This window comes from Streptomyces sp. NBC_01016, assembly GCF_026341035.1.
In the GTDB taxonomy this organism is placed as follows: Bacteria; Actinomycetota; Actinomycetes; order Streptomycetales; family Streptomycetaceae; genus Streptomyces.
This window is the reverse complement of sequence record NZ_JAPEOQ010000002.1, coordinates 3,468,160-3,488,521: the sequence shown is the minus strand read 5'-3', so window position 1 is coordinate 3,488,521 and position 20,362 is coordinate 3,468,160. Positions and strand designations below refer to the sequence as shown.

General features: G+C 70.6%; 20 protein-coding genes. 8 read left to right on the top strand and 12 right to left on the bottom strand.

Features of this window, described 5'->3' with window-relative positions; all coding sequences use genetic code 11:
* Positions 1-12 precede the first annotated feature (12 nt).
* Together OG746_RS42580 and OG746_RS42575 are read right to left on the bottom strand one after the other, a co-directional pair.
* On the bottom strand, positions 13-450 hold the full coding sequence (locus tag OG746_RS42580; RefSeq protein WP_266724555.1) for a YdeI/OmpD-associated family protein: 438 nt from the start codon (positions 448-450) through the stop codon (positions 13-15).
* A gap of 86 nt (positions 451-536) precedes the next feature.
* Positions 537-1,418 (bottom strand): LysR family transcriptional regulator, encoded by an 882-nt coding sequence (locus OG746_RS42575; protein ID WP_266724553.1) that lies wholly within the window; start codon positions 1,416-1,418, stop codon positions 537-539.
* Between the two features lie 120 nt (positions 1,419-1,538).
* On the opposite strand from OG746_RS42575, the gene OG746_RS42570 reads away from it, so the two are divergent.
* Complete coding sequence (locus OG746_RS42570; protein WP_266724551.1) at positions 1,539-1,904, top strand: YybH family protein; 366 nt, start codon at positions 1,539-1,541, stop codon at positions 1,902-1,904.
* 87 nt (positions 1,905-1,991) lie between these two features.
* Here the strand turns inward: OG746_RS42570 and OG746_RS42565 are convergent, their stop codons facing one another.
* Positions 1,992-3,002, bottom strand: coding sequence for an FkbM family methyltransferase (locus OG746_RS42565; RefSeq protein ID WP_266724549.1), 1,011 nt, complete (start codon positions 3,000-3,002; stop codon positions 1,992-1,994).
* A gap of 240 nt (positions 3,003-3,242) precedes the next feature.
* Positions 3,243-3,968, bottom strand: coding sequence for a TetR/AcrR family transcriptional regulator (locus OG746_RS42560; RefSeq protein WP_266724547.1), 726 nt, complete (start codon positions 3,966-3,968; stop codon positions 3,243-3,245).
* 134 nt (positions 3,969-4,102) lie between these two features.
* Here OG746_RS42560 and OG746_RS42555 point away from each other — a divergent pair, with 134 nt between their 5' ends.
* On the top strand, positions 4,103-5,557 hold the full coding sequence (locus OG746_RS42555) for a serine hydrolase domain-containing protein (RefSeq protein ID WP_266724545.1): 1,455 nt from the start codon (positions 4,103-4,105) through the stop codon (positions 5,555-5,557).
* 39 nt (positions 5,558-5,596) lie between these two features.
* Here the strand turns inward: OG746_RS42555 and OG746_RS42550 are convergent, their stop codons facing one another.
* Entirely contained in the window at positions 5,597-6,226 is a 630-nt protein-coding gene (locus tag OG746_RS42550; protein WP_266724543.1) for a TetR/AcrR family transcriptional regulator, read from the bottom strand.
* A gap of 78 nt (positions 6,227-6,304) precedes the next feature.
* Between OG746_RS42550 and OG746_RS42545 the strand changes: the two genes are divergently transcribed.
* Positions 6,305-7,291 (top strand): zinc-dependent alcohol dehydrogenase family protein, encoded by a 987-nt coding sequence (locus tag OG746_RS42545; RefSeq protein WP_266724542.1) that lies wholly within the window; start codon positions 6,305-6,307, stop codon positions 7,289-7,291.
* 15 nt (positions 7,292-7,306) lie between these two features.
* Here OG746_RS42545 and OG746_RS42540 read toward each other — a convergent pair whose 3' ends face one another.
* On the bottom strand, positions 7,307-8,053 hold the full coding sequence (locus OG746_RS42540; protein ID WP_266724540.1) for an IclR family transcriptional regulator: 747 nt from the start codon (positions 8,051-8,053) through the stop codon (positions 7,307-7,309).
* A gap of 123 nt (positions 8,054-8,176) precedes the next feature.
* Here OG746_RS42540 and OG746_RS42535 point away from each other — a divergent pair, with 123 nt between their 5' ends.
* A complete protein-coding gene (locus tag OG746_RS42535; RefSeq protein ID WP_266724539.1) occupies positions 8,177-8,872 on the top strand; it encodes a type 1 glutamine amidotransferase domain-containing protein in 696 nt (231 codons plus the stop codon).
* 114 nt (positions 8,873-8,986) lie between these two features.
* Entirely contained in the window at positions 8,987-9,595 is a 609-nt protein-coding gene (locus OG746_RS42530; RefSeq protein ID WP_266724537.1) for a histidine phosphatase family protein, read from the top strand.
* Positions 9,596-9,620: 25 nt separating this feature from the next.
* On the opposite strand, the gene OG746_RS42525 is transcribed toward OG746_RS42530, so the two are convergent.
* Positions 9,621-10,451: an aldo/keto reductase gene (locus OG746_RS42525; RefSeq protein WP_266724535.1), complete on the bottom strand. Its 831-nt coding sequence runs from the start codon at positions 10,449-10,451 to the stop codon at positions 9,621-9,623.
* A 124-nt stretch (positions 10,452-10,575) separates the two neighbouring features.
* Complete coding sequence (locus tag OG746_RS42520) at positions 10,576-11,226, bottom strand: hypothetical protein (RefSeq protein ID WP_266725751.1); 651 nt, start codon at positions 11,224-11,226, stop codon at positions 10,576-10,578.
* Positions 11,227-11,449: 223 nt separating this feature from the next.
* Between OG746_RS42520 and OG746_RS42515 the strand changes: the two genes are divergently transcribed.
* The gene (locus tag OG746_RS42515; RefSeq protein WP_266724533.1) at positions 11,450-13,246 is read left to right on the top strand and encodes a DUF4091 domain-containing protein; all 1,797 of its coding nucleotides are present in this window, start codon (positions 11,450-11,452) and stop codon (positions 13,244-13,246) included.
* Complete coding sequence (locus OG746_RS42510; RefSeq protein ID WP_266724531.1) at positions 13,243-16,419, top strand: alpha-N-acetylglucosaminidase; 3,177 nt, start codon at positions 13,243-13,245, stop codon at positions 16,417-16,419. Before OG746_RS42515 ends, OG746_RS42510 begins: the two co-directional genes overlap by 4 nt.
* 57 nt (positions 16,420-16,476) lie before the next feature.
* On the opposite strand, the gene OG746_RS42505 is transcribed toward OG746_RS42510, so the two are convergent.
* From OG746_RS42505 to OG746_RS42490, 4 genes are read right to left on the bottom strand one after another with little or no spacing between them, the layout of a single operon-like run.
* Positions 16,477-17,490 carry an LLM class flavin-dependent oxidoreductase gene (locus OG746_RS42505; RefSeq protein ID WP_266724530.1) on the bottom strand — a complete coding sequence of 338 codons (1,014 nt, stop codon included), beginning with the start codon at positions 17,488-17,490 and terminating at the stop codon, positions 16,477-16,479.
* Positions 17,487-17,822, bottom strand: a complete 336-nt coding sequence (locus OG746_RS42500; RefSeq protein WP_266724529.1) for a TIGR04076 family protein — start codon at positions 17,820-17,822, stop codon at positions 17,487-17,489. Before OG746_RS42500 ends, OG746_RS42505 begins: the two co-directional genes overlap by 4 nt.
* Positions 17,819-19,345: a sodium:solute symporter family protein gene (locus OG746_RS42495; RefSeq protein WP_266724527.1), complete on the bottom strand. Its 1,527-nt coding sequence runs from the start codon at positions 19,343-19,345 to the stop codon at positions 17,819-17,821. The genes OG746_RS42500 and OG746_RS42495 overlap by 4 nt, the downstream gene beginning before the upstream one ends.
* On the bottom strand, positions 19,342-19,623 hold the full coding sequence (locus OG746_RS42490) for a DUF3311 domain-containing protein (protein WP_266724525.1): 282 nt from the start codon (positions 19,621-19,623) through the stop codon (positions 19,342-19,344). Before OG746_RS42490 ends, OG746_RS42495 begins: the two co-directional genes overlap by 4 nt.
* Before the next feature lie 187 nt (positions 19,624-19,810).
* On the opposite strand from OG746_RS42490, the gene OG746_RS42485 reads away from it, so the two are divergent.
* Positions 19,811-20,347 (top strand): helix-turn-helix domain-containing protein, encoded by a 537-nt coding sequence (locus OG746_RS42485; RefSeq protein WP_266724524.1) that lies wholly within the window; start codon positions 19,811-19,813, stop codon positions 20,345-20,347.
* Positions 20,348-20,362: the final 15 nt, after the last annotated feature.

Below are 20,362 nucleotides of genomic sequence, written 5' to 3'. Positions count from 1 at the left end.
GGCGGCTCGTCGCTAGCCCGTCCGCAGCGACTCCAACGCCTTCTCGATGCGTCGCGCGCGTGTCTCGGGCTTCTTCGCGGAATCGATGGCGAGGACGTGCTGCCGTTTGCGGCTGTGGGAGAGGCGGTCGTAGGCGGCGCGGGCGGTCGGGTCCGCGTCGAGGGCGTGGGCGAAGTCCTCGGGCTCGGTCACGGTGCGGGGCTCGGTGTCGAGTCGCAGGTCGACCTCGACCTCCTCCCCCGTCTCGACGCCCGCGGCCTCCCGGTTCGCCTTGCTCAGGCCGAGCAGGCAGCGGCCGCGCATGAGGGCGACCCGGCTGCGCCACGTGTGACCGTTGACCGTGATGACCACCGGGGGCCGCTTCCCGCCGCCGAGCTCGTCCACGAGCTCCGGAGGGACCTCCAGGCCGTGCATCGGCTCCGGGGGTTCGACGTGGGTCCGGAACTTCATGTGGTGCTCCCGTTCTCGCGAGGGTCGTCTCCCAGGGCCGTCCGATCGGGAGCGTAGGGGATCTGTACCACCAAGCCCGGCAAGCGTCACCGTCGCGCGAACGCCCCCCGTGCGTGGCCCAGCAGTTCGCGCAGCGCCGGGTTGTGGGCCCGCTTCCAGACCAGGGCGAGCAGCGCCGGTGTGTCGACGTCGTCGATGGTGCGGGCGGTGAGCCCGTCGGGGTGATCCGCGACCATCGACTCGCTCAGGACGGCGACGCCGAGGCCGCGGTCGGCGAGGGCGGCGATGGAGTCCGCGGCACTGGCCTGCAGCGCGATCGTGGGGTGCAGTCCCTGCGCGGTGCACGCCCGGTCGAAGACCGTGCGCAGGCCGGTGCCGGGCGGCATGCAGACGATCGGATGGGCCATCAGGTCCTGTAGTACGACGCGCCGTTGCTTCGCCAGCGGGTGCCCGGCCGGGACCGCCACGACGAGCCGCTCGTCGACGATGGTCAGCGAGTCGAGGCCGTCGGGGGTGCTGTGCGCGGCGCCGATGAGCGCCAGGTCGACATCGCCGGCGCGCACCCCCTCGACGAGCCGGTCGGAGCCGTCCTCCAGGAGCGAGAGCTCGACGCCCGGATGCGCCTCGTGGAACGCCGCGAGGGCGTCGAACAGCGGGGTGATGGTGCAGCCGATGACCATGCCGACGGTGAGCCGCCCCCTGATCAGTTCGGACACCTCGGCCACCGCCCGGCCGATCGTCCCGGCCGCGGCGAGGGTGGCGCGGGCCTGTTCGAGCGCGGCCTTGCCCGCGACGGTGAGCGTGACGGTGCGGGACGAGCGGTCGAACAGCTCCGCCCCGAGCTCACGCTCCAGCTGCCGGATCTGCGCGCTGACGCCGGACTGGCTGATGTGCACCCGCTCGGCGGCGCGCGTGAAGTTCCGCTCCTCGGCGACGGCGACGAAGTATTCGAGCTGCCTCAGGTCCATGACACCCATTGTCCATGACCGCAGCTTCTGATTTCCATCAGAAGCATCTGTTGGACTTCTGATCATCGGGCGGCGACGCTGGAAGCACCAAGCCAGGGAACTGACGCCGGGAGGAACCCCATGTCGGAGTACGAGAAGGCCATGCGGCCCGAGGACATCACCCGCCTGTTCGTCGAGCGGTCCAACGCGGGGGACGCGGCCGGCGTCGCCGCGCTCTACGAGGAGGACGCGGTGCTCGCCTACCCGCCCGGCCAGGAGACGGTCGGGCGGGAGGCGATCCGCGTGCTGTGGGAGAAGGTGCTGGCGAACCGCCCCCACTTCGAGCCGGAGCAGCCGCTGCCGACGCTGATCAGCGGCGACATCGCCCTCACGTCGACGCCGCCGAAGGACGGGACGGGGGCCCGTGCGCAGGTCGTGCGCCGCCAGCCGGACGGAAGCTGGCTGCGCTTCCTCGACCAGCCCGAGTTCGCGCCGCCGACGCGCTGACCACGCGTGCGGGCGCGAGCCGGGACTACTGAGCGGCGCGCTGCCCACGGGGGCCAGGACCACTGAGCGGCGTGCTGCCCACGCGGGCTAGGACTGCTGAGCGGCGTGCTGACCGCGAGGCAGCGGGACCGGCGTCTCACTGGCGCGCATCATCACGCAGTCGAACTCGAGCACGCGGCCGGAGCCGCTCTCCTGGGTCACCGGATACATACCGGTGACTTCGAAGCCCTCACGCTCGTACTCGGCGAGCGCTTCGGCCATCCGCGGGCTGCCCTCGTAGATCCTCAGAAGTGCGACCTCCGACTGCAGCCCCACGAATTCGGAGATGCGCTCCCCCGCCCCGGCGAACACCTCGAGGTCGTAGCCCTGAGTGTCCATCTTGAGATAGGGCTGCGGATTGTCGATTCCGTCGAGAGCCTTGTCCATCAGCCCGTCGAGCCGACAGATCTGAATGTCCTCGGTGCCGCCTTTGACGAATCGCTTGTACCGGGTGTTCCCGTATTCGCTGGGCGGGAGGAGCGAGCTCATGCTGAGCCACTCCACGTGCATGGGCTGAATCGTGTCCACCCGTCCGAGACCGCACGGGACGACATGCCAGTCCGGGTCGCCTTCAGCGCGCTTCTGCAACTTTTCCAGAAACCGCGGAACCGGCTCGAACGAAACGATCCGCCCCTTGTACCCGAATTCTCGGAGTCGCCTGCCGTACTGGCCGACGTTCGCCCCGACATCGAATACGCAGTTCACGCCGTAGGACTCGAGCATGGCGGCCACGTGGCGAGCACCGAGATAGTCGGCGGCCGCCTTCTGGAATCCATGCTCCTGCGCACGTGACTTTCGCTCATCGACAATGAGCTGAGCCCCCTCGGCGAGCGGAGTGGCGGCCCACTTTCCGCGCCTTGTGACGAGGTGCGCCCCGTCTTCCAAGGGGGAATCGGTCCACTTCCCCCGGCTGGTGACGAGGTGCGCTCCGTCCTCGAGGCAGGCGCCTGCCCACTTCCGCCGGCTCCGCGCAAGGACCGCGGCTCCGGGAGCCAGATCGACGACCTGAGCGCCGGTCCGGGCGACGGTGTTCAGCAGAGTTCTGTACACGCTAGCCATGCATGCACACTCGCAGCCGCCGCGCCGACCCCCCGGACACCGACTCGGCCGCCGCCAAATGACATCCGCTCCTCCGAGTCGCCTCCGTCACAGGTCAGAAGCGGTCTCAAAGCGGGACCCACCAGGTCAGGTTTCACCCGAAAGAGAGGAATCCCGGTGGGCTCATCAGAGAAGCTCGCGCCCCGGTCACCGCCGGTTCCGGCATCTCCGTCGGCTAGGGCCTGTCATTTGGATCAGGCCCTAGGCCCGGAGCCGGGAGACCAGGCCATCGAGGACCCGGTCAAGCCCGTAAGCGAAGTCGTCATCGCGGATCTGTTGCGGGGGAAGGTCCTGCCGGGCAGAGCTTCCCTCTCGTAGCCGCTGGTGTTGGTGCGCGGCGTCATCGAAGAGAGGCCGCAGGCCCGCCACCCACTCCTGTTCGCTCCTGCCGCTGCGGGCGATCAACGAAAGGTACGCGGCTTCGGAGGCGGCGATACCGATGACGTAGGCCGTAAGCGTCCCCATCGCCCGGTCCCTCTCGTCCGCCGGGAAGCCCGCCACTTCGAACTGCGCGAGCAGACCCGCCGCCATCCGCATGGCGTTGGGACCGATGTGAACAAGTCCGACCTGGCCGAGCTCGGACACGATCCAGCGGTGTCGCAGACTCATCGCACGAAGTTCCGTGGCGATGCGGGTGACGTCCGCACGCCACTGGCCACGTTCGGCAGCCACCGGCATGCCCAGCTCTCCGAAGACGTCGTCCACGGCCAACTGGATCAGCTCGTCCTTGTTGGCCACGTGTCGATAGAGCGAGGTGGCCGCCGCCTTCAAGCGGGTGCCGAGCTTGCGCATGCTGAGCGCCTCGGCACCCTCCGCGTCCAGCAACTCAATCGCTGCGGCAACGATCTGATCGCGAGTCAGCTGCTCCCGCTGCAGGGGCTGCGGACGGGTCCACACCGACGCGATCGGCTTCTTTTCGGCTGACATACGCCCCTCATCCTTACTCGCTCCACCTTCTCCCCCACCATAGCGGACGCCGTACGCACCTTGCATACAGCGTTCCGCCGTGCGTACAGTGTTCGCAACAAGGAACGTCGTACGCATCGAGCTGGGGGTTCGGCATGTCGACCGTCGTTAACTGGGACGAACAGGGCAACTGGGGTAGCAAGGGCATCTGGGGAGCGCGGGACTCGGCGGGCCGGAAGTTCGACGTCGCCCACTGGCAGACCCGTCTGGACACCTTGCGTACCGAGCATCACGTCCCCGCCGCGTCACTGGCGGTTCTCGTCGACGGGACCGTCCACGAGCTGGCCAGTGGCGTGCTGCATCGCGGCACGGGCGTGGAAGCGACGACCGACTCGGTCTTCCAGATGGGCTCCATCGCCAAGATCTACACGGCCTCTCTGATCATGCGCCTCGCCGAGTCAGGTGAACTTGACCTGGACGCACCGGTCGTGGAGGTTCTGCCGGAGTTTTCCGCCGCCGACCCCGACGCGACCAAAGTGATCACCACACGCCAGCTGCTCAGCCACACCAGTGGCCTCACCTGCGACTTCAACCACGACAGCGGACGCGGCGACGACTGCCTCGCCAAGTACGTCGAGGCTGCGAAGGACGTGGCGCTCGACTGCCCGCCCGGCACCGCGCTCTCCTACAGCAGCGTCGGGTACAACGTCCTCGGCCGGATCATCGAAGTCGTGACCGGCAAGGTCTGGGACGAGGCACTGGAGGACCTGCTCCTCACTCCGCTCGGCCTCACGCACACCGTGACCCTGCCCGAACAGGCGCTGCGGTTCCGGGCGGCGATGGGGCACCTGGGTGAGGCGGGCCAGGATCCGGAGCCCGCGCCGGCCTGGGATCTGATGCCGCGCTCGGCAGGGCCTTACGGCCGGGTCATCGCCACAGCCGGGGACGTCGTCCGGCTCGCGCAGATGCACCTCAACGGCGGCGTCGCGCAGGACGGCACGCGGGTGCTGTCCGAGGAGACCGTCGCGATGATGCAACAGCGCGTGGTCGAGTCACCCGACAAGTGGACGGTCAGTGCGGACGGCTGGGGGCTGGGCTGGACCCTGTACGACTGGGACGGTGTCCAGGGGTATGGCCACGACGGCGCATCGATCGGCCAGTACGGCTACCTGCGCGTGGTTCCCACGGCGGGCGTCGCGGTCGCCCTGCTCACCAACGGCGGCGGGGCGCGCGAGCTGTACGCGGCCCTCTACCGGGAACTGCTCGCCGACCTGGCCGATGTGACGATGCCTGAGCCCTTCGCCCCTCCGGCCGAACCGCCTGTGGTTGACCTCGCACCGCTCCTTGGCACGTACAGGCGCGAGGGTGTGGTCATCACTGTGACCGAACGGGACGGTGCGGGGCACGCGGTGTACGAGTTCGTCGATGGCATGAAGGACTTCTCCGAGCCCCTGGAAATCGACCTGCTACCGGTGACCGAGTCGGTGTTCGCCGGTACCGGAGTGGGTGCCGCATTCAGCGAGGACTACATGCCCGTGGTCTTCTCCACCCTGCAGGACGGCACAGGCTGCGTCTACATCGGTATGCGCTGCGGCCCCAAGGTCGGTTGATTACGACTGCGCCGCGTAGAGCGCCCCGCCGCCTGGCGCCTACACCGACAACAGGGGTGACAGTCGTGCCACCGGCGGCAGCTCGCCATGGCGCTCCGGGGACGCCGAGAACGCCTGGATCACGAAGGCCGCGAAGCGGCGGGAGGCGGCGACGCGGGCGGATGTCGATGCCGCCTGGATGCCTCGGTTGGCCATGAGCATCAGGATCAGGTCGTCCAGGACGAAGTCCGGGCGCAGGTGGCCGGAGTCCTTGGCGCGGCGGGCGATTTCGGCGATGGCCTTCAGCGTGTACGCGCGGTTCTCGGCGAAGTCCAGGGCCTTGGGGAAGGCCGACATGAAGGCCTCGGTGAAGCCGCGGTCGCGGGCGTGCATCTCGCAGGTCTCCTCGATCACGTGGCAGAACCCGTGCCACGGATCCGGGTCGGCGAGCCCCTCGTCCACGAGCCTGCGGCACACCCGCATCTCCTCTGCGAAGGCCTCCGTGACCAGCTCCTGCTTGGTCGGGAAGCGGCGATAGAGGGTGGCGGGGCCGACTCCGGCACGGCGGGCGATCTCGCGCATCGGCACGTTCAGGCCGTCGGCGGCGAACACGGCGCGGGCCGCGTCGAGGATGCGCTCGCGGTTGTCGAGGGCGTCGGAGCGCAGCGTCTGAGGCAAACGTTCGGTCACCTCTCTCACTTTACCCAAACGGACGGGGGCGTCCGTTAACGTCCGAAAGCCCCACCCCGAGACACCAAAGGAGCCCCCGTGAAGGCCATCGCGATCCAGGAATTCGGACGCCCCGAGGGCATGGCGGTCGTCGACCTCCCGGCCCCGGTGCCCGCCGCCGGGCAGGTACTGATCGCCACGGAGGCGATCGGCGTCGGCGGGGTCGACGCACTGATCCGCAGCGGCGCCCTCGCCTCGTTCGGCTTGTTCCAGGAGGGCCATGTGCCCGGCAGCGAGGTGGCGGGCACCGTGACCGCGGTCGGCGCCGGCGTGGACGCCTCGTGGGTGGGCCGGCGCGTCTGGGCGTTCACCGGCACGGGCGGCGGCTACGTCGAGCAGGCCGTCGCCTCCGTGGACGCGGTCCTCCCCCTGCCCGCGGAGCTGTCCGCCGCCGACGCGGTGACGCTCGGCACCTCCGGCGTGGTCGCGCACTTCGCCCTGCGCCACGCCCACTTCGCCCCCGGCGAGTCCGTGCTGGTGCGCGGCGCGGCCGGCAGCCTGGGCATCCCGACGGTGCAGCTCGCGGCGCGCGGCGGGGCGAGCGCGGTTGCGGTCACGACCTCGTCGGCGGAGCGCGGCGAACGCCTGCGCAAGCTGGGGGCGACCCACGTACTGGACCGCTCCGGCACCTCCACCGATGCCGATGCCGATGCCGATGCCGATGCCGATGCCCCCGAGGGTTACGACGTCATCATCGACATCATCGCCGGACCGGACATGCCCACGTTCCTCGACCGCCTCAACCCCAACGGCCGTCTGGTGGCGATCGGCATGGTCGCCGGGCCTCCGCCCGCGGACCTCGCCGCGCACATGACGGCGGCGTTCCGGAAGTCGATGTCGTTCGCCACCTTCAGCGCCGACACGGTGCCCGAGGCCGCTCAACGCGCCGTGCGCGCCGAGCTGTTCGCGGGAGAGCTCTCCCTGGATCCGGTGGTGCACGCGGTGCTCCCGCTGGAAGAGGCCGTGCGGGCGCACCAGTTGATGGACTCGGGTGAGGCCTTCGGCCGGATCGTGCTCGTACCGTAGACCCCTTCGGCCGGCTCAGCGCGCCAGCGCTCTGCCGATCTCCCGCGCCGCATCCATGACCTGGGCCGCGAGATCCGCCCGGGCATGGCCCGCCTCGGTCAGGCGGTGGGTGGGTCCCGCGATGCTGATGGCGCCGACCGTACGGCCGGAGGCGGCGCGGAGCGGGGCGCCGATCGCGGCCTTGCCGTCCGCGTGCTCGTCGACGGCGGCGGCCCAGCCCCGGCGGCGTATCTCGTACAACTCGGCGGCCAGGGCCGCACGTTCGGTGATGCTGCGGCCGGTGAGGGCCGGGAGTTTCTCGGGTACGTCCAGCTCGTGGTCGAAGGCGAGCAGCGTCTTGCCCACGGCCGAGGCGTGGAGCGGCAAGTGGGCACCCATGCGCAGGACTTGAGCACTGTCGTCCGGGCGGAAGACGTGATGGATGACGAGGGCCCCGCCCTCGTGCGGGGTGGCGATCCAGACCGATTCGCCGCTGCGCGCGGCGAGGGTGTCGGCGCTGTGCAGGGAGCGGGCGCGCAGCTCGTTCGTGTCGAGGTCGCCGTTGCTCAGGTGGAGCAGCGAGGCGCCGATCCGGTACTTGCCCGTGGCCGGGTCCCGATCCACCAGGCCCGCCGCGACCAGCGTGCCGAGGATTCCGCCCAGGGACTCCTGGGGCAGCCCCATCGCGCGGGCCAGCTCCGACACCGCGAACGGCCGGCGCCCGGACGCGAGCAGCCGCAGGACCAACGCCGCCCGCTCCACCGACTGGATCCGCTCTGCCACGCGGGCACGGTAGCCCACCATTGGTCGGCCGTGGCCCGCGGGCCTACCTTCGTAGACGTCAAGACATCACCGGACCGACGATTCCCGACGTTTCCCGACGACTCCCGCGGAGATGAGCACCCCATGTCGAAGATCCTTTTCGTGGTGACCGGCGCCGACCACTGGACCCTGGCCGACGGCACCCAGCACCCCACCGGCTTCTGGGCCGAGGAGGCCATCGCCCCGTACGATGCGTTCAAGGCGGCGGGGCACGAGATCGTCGTGGCCACGCCGGGCGGCGTCGTTCCCACCGTCGACGCGGGCAGCCTCGCGCCCGAGTTCAACGACGGCCAGGAGAACGCCGCCCGCATGGCCGCCGCCGTGTCCTCGAACGCCGAGCTGGCCTCCCCCATCAAGCTGGAGGAGGTGAACCTGGACGACTACGCGGCCGTCTTCTACCCCGGCGGCCACGGCCCGATGGAGGACCTCGCCGTCAACGCCGAATCCGGCGCCCTGCTCACCCGCGCCCTGGAGTCCGGCAAGCCGCTCGGTGTCGTCTGCCACGCGCCCGCGGCGATGCTGGCGGCCACGAAGGCCGACGGCGGCAACGTGTTCGCCGGCTACGACGTCGCCGCGTTCACCAACGTCGAGGAGACCCAGGCCGGCTTCGCCGACAAGGCGCGGTGGCTGCTCCAGGACCGGCTCACGGAGGCCGGTGTGAACGTCCAGGTCGGTGAGCCGTGGGCGCCGCACGTGGTCGTCGACCGCAACCTGGTCACCGGACAGAATCCGGCCTCCGCCGCCCCGCTCGCGGCCGAGCTGCTGGAAAAGCTGGCCTGACCACCGACAAAGGCTGCCCTGACCACCGATAAAAGCTGGCCTGACCACCGATGTTCCCCACGGATGACACAGTGGACCCAAGCGTTCCGTTCGTCTCGTGGAGGTTCCCCCCGCATGCGTCTGCTGCTCATACGTCACGGCCAGACCCCGTCCAACCTCAAGCGGCTCCTGGACTCCGCGGCGCCGGGCCCCGGCCTGACGCCGCTCGGTCTGGAGCAGGCGGCGGCGCTCCCGGGGACGCTGGCCGACGAGCGGATCGACGCCCTGTACGCCTCCACCCTGATCCGCACGCAGCTCACCGCCGAGCCCCTGTCCAAGGCGACCGGCCTCGACGTCGTGATCCGGGACGGGATCCGTGAGATCGCGGCGGGTGACCTGGAGATGCGCGGCGACGACGAGTCCGCGCAGAAGTACCTCAACACCGCGTTCTCCTGGTCCTCCGGCGACACCGCGCTCCGGATGCCCGGCGGCGAGACCGGCGAGGAGACACTCGACCGCTTCGACTCCGTGGTCGCCGAGGCGGCCAGGACGGGCGCGGACACCGTGGCCATGGTCAGCCACGGCGCCGTGATCCGGACGTGGACGGCCGCGCGGGCGGGCAACGTGGATGTCGCTTTCGTCGCCGCCCACCCGCTCCCCAACACGGGCATCGTCACCCTCTCCGGCTCGCCGGAGCAGGGCTGGGAGCTCGAGCTTTGGGAGGGGCGACCGCTCGGTCAGTGAGTGGGCCCCGCCGGGCCCGGAACCCTCAGGACCCGAGGACGGCCGGGTCCGGGCCCACGCGCTCGCCCGTCTCAAGGCCTGCGAGCGCGGCGATATCGTCAGAGGCCAGCTCGAAGTCGAAGACGGCGATGTTCTCGCGGATGCGGGACGGGGTCACCGACTTCGGGATGACGACGTTGCCGAGCTGGAGGTGCCAGCGCAGCACGATCTGCGCGGGGCTGCGGTCGTACTTGCGGGCGAGTGCGGTGACGATCTCGTCGTCCAGGACGCCGTTGCCGCGGCCCAGCGGGGACCACGCCTCCGTCGCGATGCCGTGCTCCGCGTCGTACGCGCGCAGCTCGCTCTGCTGCAGGCGCGGGTGCAGCTCGATCTGGTTGAGGGCCGGGACGACGGAGGTCTCGGCGGCGAGCCGGTCCAGGTGCTCCGGCAGGAAGTTGGAGACGCCGATGGCGCGCGCCCGGCCACTGGCGAGGATCTCCTCGAACGCCTGCCACGTCTCGACGTACTTGTCGCGCGACGGCACCGGCCAGTGGATCAGGTACAGGTCGACGTAGTCCATGCCGAGCCGGTCCAGCGAGGCGTCGAACGCGCGCAGCGCGGTGTCCCGGCCCTGCTCGGTGTTCCACAGCTTCGTGGTGACGAAGACGTCCTCACGGGCCAGGCCGTAGTCGGCGATGGCGCGGCCGGTGCCCTTCTCGTTCTCGTACAGGGCCGCCGTGTCGATGCTGCGGTAGCCGGCGTCGAGGGCGCTCGTGACCGCGGCGTGCGCCTCGTCGTCGGGAACCTGGAAGACGCCGAAGCCGAGCTGCGGCATGGTCACGCCGTTGTTGAGGGTGACCTCGGGAGTGGTGCTCATGACTCGTGTGTCCTTACGTGGTGACTCAAGTCCGGTGTCTGGACCGGTGTCTCGTACGACGGGCGTACGTCGCTGGAGGCGCACGCCCGCCCCCTCCAACGTACGTCTCATCGGCGCGGACGGTTCACGGTCGGCCGTGCACCCAGACCCGTAGCGATCCGATCGCCTCGAAGCCGTGGCGGACGGCAACCGCGAGGTCGTCGCCCTGCTCGTAGCCGACCACCGGCAGATCGGGAAACAGCCGGTGCACCGCGTCCAGTACCCCGGGCCAGACCGAGTCCGGGCCGCCGTCCGACGCGAACACGTTGGAGATTCCGACGACCTGGTGGCCATCGTCACCACTCGGGCTCGCGACCGCTCCGGCGACCACCCGCCCGTCGGGCGTCCGCCCCGCGAGCACGAACGTGGCTGTGTCGTCGAGGAGTTCGGGCCGGAAGAGGCGCGTGTCGCCCCAGGCCTTCGCCCAGGACAGCAGGGTCTCCGCGTCGTCCACGACGCCCCAGGCGAGAGTCGGTGCCGGGGCGGGCGCGCCCGCCGGGCGGTGGATCCACCGGGCCTCGAACAGCACCTGAAAACCGGCTTCCGTCAGGTCGAGGTCGGCGAAGCTGTCCTTGACGGAGGCGCCGGGTGCGGCGGTGTCGATGCGGGCCGTCACGGCGGCCGGGTCGGCGCCCGGCGCGAGCGTCACCGCGTCCGGGTAGTACAGCGGAGTGCGGGCCGGGGCGGTCCACACCTCACCCCCGAACTCGCCCGCCACGCCGTGCGATCGGCTCATCGCGGCGCACCACTCCGCGTTGTTGCGGGCGGCGGCCCGGGCCAGGAGTTGCTTCTGCGTCGATGTCGTCACGAGAGCGGATCATGGCGCGATCGGGGACGGCAGTCGAGTGCTTTTCCGTTGACACGTTGACGTTTTGTGCTCAAACATTGGGTGGATCAAGCAAGCTCTTGCACTTTGGACAGCGCTCAGTCCGGTTCCACTCGAACAAAGGACGTGAAACGTGCGCATTTCACCCCGGAGACCGGGAAGTGCCGACTGGCTCACGGCCAAGGTCGCCGAGGCGATGGGGACGCGGGACACGATCACGTGGGTACCGACAGGGGCCTTCGCGAACTCCGCGGAGGAGCGGGTGCCGCGGTATCCCATGAAGGCGATCCAGGGCAAGGACACCAAGGAGCTGACGCTGTCGGCGGTGCGGGGCGAGCAGGTCTCCGCGCAGCTCGCCATCGCCTCCGGCACACCGCTCAGCGGTGTGTCCGCCCGGGTCGGTGAACTGACGGGGCCGGAAGGCGCCCGGCTCGGCGGGGACGCGGCCCGGCGCGCCCAGGTGCGGTTCGTGAAGTACGTGCCCGTGCAGCGCTCCAAGTCCGAGCTGGACTGGTCCGCCACGATCGACCAGGTGAGCTCGCCCACCGAGGTGTCCGGCGACCGCAATCCGGACGTCGTGGGGGACGCGCTGGAGGAGCGGTCGGCCGTCGACGTTCCCGCGTACGCCGCGCAGCCGTTGTGGTTCACCTTCCGCATCCCGAAGGGCACTCCCGCCGGGACGTACAAGGGCTCCGTCGCCGTCACCGTGAACGGGAAGACCCAGGCCACGTACCCGCTGACCATCGAGGTCGCGGACGTGAGCCTGCCCGACCCGGCCAACTACCGGTTCTTCCTGGACGTCTGGGCGCAGCCGGACACCATCGCGAAGGCGCACCACGTCGCACCGTGGTCGGCGAAGCACTGGAAGCTCATCGACACGTACAACCGTGAGTTGGCGAGCCGCGGGCAGAAGGTCATCAACACCACCGTCGTCGACAACCCCTGGCACTATCCGTGGCCGGGGAACAGCCGGAAGTCGCAGACGGCGACCCCGTACTCCAGCATGGTCGGCTGGAGTTGGGACGGCGACCGGTTCCGCTTCGACTTCGCACGCTGGGACAAGTACGTCGCCGCCGCCGAGCGCGCCGGGATCGGCCCGGACATCGGCGCGTTCTCCATGCTGGCCTTCCAGGACAAGGAACACCTGACGTACGTCGACTCGCGCACCGGCAAGGAGGTGTACGAGAACGTCGAGTTGGGCGGCGAGCGGTGGCGGGAGGCGTGGGGTGCCTTCCTGCGCGCGTTCGAGGACCATCTGCGGGACACCGGACGCCTCGACCACACGTGGCTGTCCTTCGACGAGCGGCCCGTCGAGACGATGAAGGTCGTCCGCGACTTCGTGCACGAGGTGGCGCCCGCCTTCGACCGGCGCATCTCGGTCGCCGGGTCCATCAGCACGGAGCCCCTGGCCTCGAACCTCTCCGTCGACTGGGGCGGCATCGACAAGATGACCCCGGAGAAGGTCGCGCAGCGCCGCAAGGACGGCAAGATCACCACGTTCTACGTGTACGGGGTGCCGGACCACCCCAACACCTTCTCGTACTCACCCGCGGTCGAGGCCCGGATGCTGCCGTGGATCTCGGCCCAGCGGCAGCTCGACGGGCTGCTGCGCTGGTCGTGGAACAGCTGGACCTCCGACCCGTTCGAGCAGCCGGTGCACATCTTCACCCAGGGCGACGAGTATCTCGTCTATCCGGAGGACGACGGGCCGATGTCGAGCATCCGGTGGGAACAGCTCAAGGAAGGGATCGAGGACTTCGAGCTGATCGCGCAGGCGCGGGAGAAGCTCGCGGACTCCGGGAGCGGTGGTGACAGCGAAGCGCTGCGGGCCGCCCTCGACCTCGCCACCAGGAACCTCGACGGCCGCACCAAGGACGTCACCGACATCGAGAAGGCCAGAGCGGCCGTCATCCGGGAGTTGACCTCGTGACCCGACCCTCACCGCAGCAGCCGAACCGGCCCCGCCTGAGCCGCAGACGGCTGCTGTCGAGCACGGCGATCGTGCTGGGTGTCACGGCCCTGCCCACACCGGGCGGGGCTGCCTTCGCCGCCACTGGCGGCAGTGCGGGCTCCGGCGGCCGTGCGGGCTTCGACACCGGACCCGGCGACGCGGCGCTGCGCCGGCTGCTGCCCCGCCACCACGGCCAGGTCACCTTCCGCCCGTCGGGCGGCGGGGGCGCGGCCGACCGGTTCCGGGTCTCCGGCTCCCGCGGGCGCATCGTCGTGGAGGGATCGACCCCGGCCGTCCTCCTCGCCGGTCTGCACCGCTATCTGCGCGATGTCGCGCACGCCTCCGTCACCTGGAACGGCGAGCAGCTGAACCTTCCGAAGCAACTGCCCGCACCGACCGCCGAGTTGACGGCGTCGGCGAACGTCTCCCACCGGTTCGCCCTGAACGACACCAACGACGGCTACACCGGCCCCTACCGCGACTGGGACGCCTGGCAGCGCGAGCTGGACGTGCTCGCGCTGCACGGATTCAACGAGGTCCTCGTGACGACCGGCGTGGAGGCCGCCTACTTCGACACGTTCCGGCGGTTCGGGTACTCCGAGGCCGAGCTGCTGGCGTGGATCCCGGCTCCGGCGCACCAGCCGTGGTGGCTGCTGCAGAACATGTCCGGGTTCGGCGGCCCGGTCAGCCGGCGCCTGCTGGAGCGGCGCGCCGACCTCGGGCACAAAATCGCCGACCGCGTACGGGAGTTGGGCATGACGGCGGTGCTGCCGGGCTGGTTCGGCACCGTGCCCGACGGCTTTCCCGAGCGGGTCGACGGGGCGAAGGTCGTCCCGCAGGGCACCTGGAGCGGGTTCAAGCGCCCCGACTGGCTCGACCCGCGCACCGGGGCCTTCGCCGAGGTGGGCGCCGAGTTCTACGCCCGGCTCGACACGCGACTCGGCGGCACCTCCATGTACAAGATGGATCTGCTGCACGAGGGCGGACGGCCCGGCGACGTGCCGGTCGGTGAGGCCGCGCGCGCCGTCGAGACGGCCCTGCGCACGGCCCATCCCGAGGCCGTGTGGGCGATCCTCGGCTGGCAGACGAATCCGCGCCGCGAGATCCTCGACGCCGTGGACCGCTCGCGCATGCTGATCGTCGACGGTCTGTCCGACCGGTACGCCACGGTGACCGACCGGGAGAGCGACTGGGGTGACACCCCGTACACGTACGGCAGCATCTGGAACTTCGGCGGGCACACCGCGCTCGGCGCCAACACCCCGGACTGGGTGGAGAGTTACCCGCGCTGGCGGGACAAGGACGGCAGCAGGCTGTCCGGGATCGCCGCGATGCCGGAGGGGGCCGACAACAACCCCGCGGCGCTCGCACTCCTCGGCGACCTTGCGTGGACGGCGGGCAGTGTCGACCTGGACGACTGGTTCGGGCGGTGGGCGGCGTCCCGGTACGGCGGCGCCGACCGGCACGCGAGCGCGGCCTGGCGGGTGCTGCGTGAGACGGCGTACGGGATGCGCCGCACCGACTCCTGGAGCGAGGCGCCGGACGGCCTGTTCGGGGCCCGGCCGGCGCTGAACGTACAGTCGGCCGCCGCGTGGAGCCCGAAGGCCGAGCGTTACGACACCGCCGCCTTCGACCGCGCCCTCACCGAACTCCTGGCCGTCGACGAGGAGTTGCGGGACAGCTCCGCCTACCGGTACGACCTGCTCGACGTCGCCCGGCAGGTGCTCGCCAACCGCAGCCGGGTGCTGCTGCCACAGATCAGGGCGGCGTACGAGGCACGTGACACCGCACTGTTCGAGCAGCTGACGCGGACGTGGCTCGACTGGATGAAGCTCCTCGACGACGCGCTGGCCACCTCGGAGCAGCATCTGCTGGGCCGGTGGCTCGCCGAGGCCCGTGCCTGGGGAGCCGATCGCGCGGAACGGGACCAACTGGAGTACGACGCCCGGTCGATCGTCACGACCTGGGGTGACCGGGCCGGCAGCGACGCGGGGCTGCGCGACTACGCCAACCGGGAGTGGTCGGGCCTCGTCTCCGGCCTCTATCTGCCCCGCTGGCGCAGGTACTTCGCCGAGCTGACGGCCTCGCTCGCCGAGGACCGGGAGCCCGCCGAGATCGACTGGTTCGCGATGGACGACAAGTGGGCGCACGGCCACGAGCCCTATCCGGAGCGCCCCTCGGGGTCGATCGAGCGGCTCGCACGCCGGATCCACGACACGCTCGCGAACACCGCGCACCAGGCCACGCTGACCGCCTCCGCCGCGCACGCCGCCGTCTCCACGGACGAGCCGGTCACGGTCGAGGTCACGTTCACCAACCGTAACGGCCTGGCGGCGGCGCGGGGCGTCGTCCTCTCGCTCGACCTGCCCGACGGGCTGACCGCTCGTGCGGAGGGCCCGGTCGTCGCGGCTTCGGTGGCTCCCGGCGAGTCCTTCACGGGACGCTTCACGGTGTCACTGACTGGCGCGGCGGACGGGCTCGTGCTCCGGGCGCGCGCCGACGCCGCGTACCGGATGGGCACCGCGCGCGGCGCGGCGGTCGACGCGGTCCGGCTCCTGGCGGGAACGGGGGTCAAGGACCCGTACAAGACGGTGTCGTTCAACGACGCGGTGTTCGGCCAGTCCGGCGATGCCTTCGCCATCGAGGGCGGCGGCGCCGATCTGTGGGGCGGCACGGACGAGTTCGGCGCGATCTACCGCCCCGGGGCCTTCACGGACGGGTCCTCCGCCTCGGTCCGGGTCACCGCCCAGGACCGCACGGGCGGTTGGGCGCGCGCGGGCCTGATCGTCCGCAACGACCTGACGGGCAAGGGGAGTTCAGGATACGTCAATCTCGCGGTCACCCCGTCCAACGGGTGTGCGCTGTCCTGGGACGCCGACGGCAACGGCCGCCTCGACTCCGTCACGACGGCGGGCGGCTCGGTGACGGCGCCGGTGCGGCTGCGTCTGACCCGTCAAGGTGCCACGTACAAGGGAGAGTTCAGCACGGACGGCACCACTTGGACGACGGTCGGCACGGCTGCCCCGGCGGGGGTCGCGGGTGGCGGGCAGGACGTGGGGGTGTTCATGAGTGCGGCGAATGGTGGGAGCCAAGAACGGGGGATCGTGACGTTCGATGAGCTGCGGACCCCATCAAGCCCCTCCGGCGATTGAGGAGCGGGGTCCGGGGCAGAGCCCCGAGACCTCGGCACCGACCGCCGGTGCAGTCCGTCACCGATCCAGGAGCGGCAGCACCCGCGTTCCCAAGAGGTCGACGCCACCGTCGTCCGTGAGGCCGTGCGGTGTCCCGAACTCCACGCGGGACGCGCCCGCGTCGATGAGCGACTGGGCTTGCGCCGCGACCTGTTCGGGTGTGCCGGAGAAGGCGAACAGGTCCAGGAGGTCGTCGGGGATCAGCTTTCCGGCGCCGACCGAGTCACCGCGGGCCAGCCGCTCCTTGACGCCCGCCAGCAGCCCGGCGGGGACGTCGACCGTCGGGTCGAGATCGGCCACCACCGCGAGGTACATCGCGACCTCGGTACGGGCGTGGGCCCGCGCCCGCGCCCCGTCCTCGTCGACGACGGTCACGGCGCCGACCACGATGCCCACGTGGTCCGCGGGAGCGGCGTCGGGCCCGCCCGCGATCCGGCGGCGCATCACGTCGACCATGGCGGGGTTCGCCGAACCGCCGATCTTGATCTCGCCCGCGATGCGCCCGGCGAGAGCCGCCGTGCGCGCACCCCACGTGCCGATCAGCACGGGGACGTCGGGGCGCTCCGGCCGGTAACGGAGGCGCGTGCCCGGTGCAAGCCGGAACACCTCACCCTCGTAGCCCTCCTCCGAGCCGGAGAGCAGCGCACGGATCAGTCCCACGGCGTCCCGGATGTGCGCAAGCGGCCGCGGCTGCCCGATGCCGACATCGCCCAGCCATGTACCGCGGGCCAGGCCCAGGTACGCGCGCCCGGACGAGGCCAGGTCGAGCGCGGCGACCTGGCCGGCGATCTCGTACGGATGCATCGAGTACGGGTTCCAGCAGGCGGCGCCGAGCCGTACGCGGCGCGTCGCGCGGGCCATCTCGAGCAGCGGGAAGAGCGGCGGCTGGTACATCAGGTCGCCGAACACGGAGAGCACGTCGAAGCCGTGGTCCTCGGCGCGGGCGGCGAGCCGGGCGTAGTCGGCGGGTTGCTTGTCGCTCTGCAGGCCGAGCCCGATCTCGACCTTCGCCGCGGCGGTCGTAGCGGTCACGTGAGGTCCTCCGTGTTCAGGCGGCACCGCGCCGTGCGGTCGATGCGCATGATCAGTCGTTCTTCGGGGTCGGGGCAGCACACGAGCGTGTCCCGTTCGAGCCAGTCACCGGCGGGCAGCGCACGCTGTTTGGCCGGCAGGAGCGGCAGCACCGCCTGCAGCGCGTAGACGCAGAAGTGGCGTCCTTCGGGGATGCGCAGGCGCGCGCTGTCGACGAGTTCGAAGTAGTCGCCGACAGCCATTCCGCAGACGGAGCGGCCCTCGATGCGGTCGACGGTGACGCGCAAGTCGTAGAGCTCGGTGACCAGTTCCTCGGCATCGTTCTCGGTCATGCGATCCCCGTCCTCGTACTCTCTGCCGGTGGCTTGCAGTCCTCCGCCGAAAGGGCCAGGCCCACTGCCACGGCCTCCGCCTTCGGCCTCGGCGTGATCAGGCTGACGGCCAGCACCACCACGGCGTTGATGGCCATGGCGATGAGGCCCGGTTCCCATTCGGGCAGGTGCGCGGCCCAGTAGTCCTTGGCGAACGGGGCGAGCAGCGCGGTGAACCCGGCGACGAGTCCGAGCAGGACGCCGATCGCGGACGTGCGGCGCCACAGGAAGGCGAGGACGACGGCCGGGGCGAGCATGCCGATGGCCGAGTAGGCGTTCAGCAGGATGTCGACGAGGGACTGGCTGCGGCCGATGGTCAGCCACACGGCGACCGCGGCGAAGCCGATCATCGACAGGCGGGAGACAAGCAGTGTGGTGCGGTCCGACAGGCCGCGACGCGTCACGGTGCCGACGACGTTGCGGGCGAACAGGACGCCGGACGTGAGCAGCAGTACGGAGCCGGGCGCGAGCGCGAGCAGGAAGCCGGTGCCGGCGACGAGGCCGACCATCCAGGCCGGGTAGCTGTCCGAAACGAACTGCAGGAGCGCCGCGTTGAGGTCACCGCCCGCCGGCTTCGTCCCCGCGACGAGGGCCGCGAAGCCGAGCAGGATCACGAAGAAGTACGCGAGCGAGTACAGCGGCTGCCAGATGGCGTTGCGGCGGATCGCGGTGCCCGACGCGGCCGAGTAGGAGACCTGGAAGAGGTGCGGGAACACCCAGTTGCCGAGCGCCACGTTCAGCGCGGACGTCATCAGCCAGGTCGACGTGGTCGGGGACGTGGGGTCGATGCCGGGGAACTTCCCGATGCCCGGGTGCTGTTCCTCGGCGAGCCGGAAGATGTCGAAGAGGGACGAGGCCCCGACCTTGCTCGCCACCGTGGCCGTCAGCAGCACGACGACCACGATCATGAGGACGTCCTTGACGCCCGCGGAGAACGCGGCCGAGCGCAGCCCGGCGAGGAAGACGAAGGCCAGCATCACCACCGCCCCGATGACGACGGCCGCGTTCGGTGACACCGAACTCCCCAGCGTGAGCCGCACGATGAGGCTGAGGCTGACCAACTGGATCTGTACGTAGACGACGAGGGCGGCGATGCCGACGAGCGCGGTGACGACACCGAGCCAGGGCGCGCCGAAGCGGGCGGTGAAGAAGTCGGCCTGGGTGATCAGCGCGTGCTTGCGGCCGGCCCGCCAGATCTTCGGCATGAGCCAGTAACCGATGGCGTAACTGAGGGAGACCGAGGTGAAGGCGAGGTACGCGGGGGCGCCCATGGCCCACGCGTATCCGGAGATGCCGAGGACGGCGAAGGTCGTGTACACCTCGCCCGCGTTCATGAACCAGAACAGGACGGTGCCGAAGCGGCGGCCGCCGACGGCCCAGCCCGACAGGGTGGTGGCCGGGGCGCCGCTGCTCGCGCGGCGGCCGAAGCCGATCGCGCCGACGACGGTGCCCACGACGATGGCGAGCACGAGGGCGAGCGTCACGCCACCTCACCCGCCTTCAACTCGGCCGGACGCGCGGTGAGTTCGAGGAACCGGGCCTCCTCCTCGTCCACGCCCGCCCTGCGGTCGAGGCGGAAGACGAGGGCGATGACGGCGGTCGACGCCAGGACGCCGAGCATCTGCCAGAGCATCGGGAACGGGATGTTCAGCGGCGCGAACCGCACCCCGTTGACCACGGGCACGAGTACGACCTGCCAGACGAACGGGAGGACGAGCAGCCAGCGGTGGGCCGTGGGCGGCCTCGGGACCGTCGATGCCATCGCATCCCCTACGAGTCGGATCGGGTTGGGTCGCGTCCGATCGGTCGGATCGGAACTGGGCACCTCCCGCGTGCAGTCTGGCTGCACACGGGAGGGCGATCCGAGATGCTAAGCTCCGGAAAGACAATCGTCAACGCGTGTTCACAGGACGAGATGTGCGGTGTGCACTCACCCTGTACGGAGGATCATGATCGGCACCCGGCTGCGGGCACTGCGCACGGAGCGCGGACTGAGCCTGCGCGCCCTGGCCCAGCAGGCCGGTCTCTCGGCGACGCTCCTGAGCCAGGTGGAACGCGGCGTGACGGAACCGAGTCTGGCCACGCTGCGGCGGCTCGCGGACGTGTTCGGCGCCTCGGTGGTCGCCCTGTTCGACGAGGAGGACGTCCCCGCGGTCCACATCAGCCGACCTGGTGAGCGCTCCACCATCAGCGGCCCGCGCGGCCTGGTCCAGTACGAGCGCCTCGCCGGGAGCAACGGCCGCCTGGAGGTGCTCCGCGCGATCCTCCCGCCGGGCGCGGCCACGAGCGACGAACCGTGGGCCCATCCCTCCACGGAGTGCGCCTACGTCATCGACGGCACGCTGACCGTGGAGATCGCGGGTGTCACCCACGCGGTGACCGCGCAGGAGTCCATCACCTTCGACGCCCGCCAGCCCCACCTCTACCGCAACGCGGCGGACGGCCCGGTGGAGTACATCGTGTCAGTCACTCCCCCGTCGCCGTAGTCGTTCGTGGTGGGC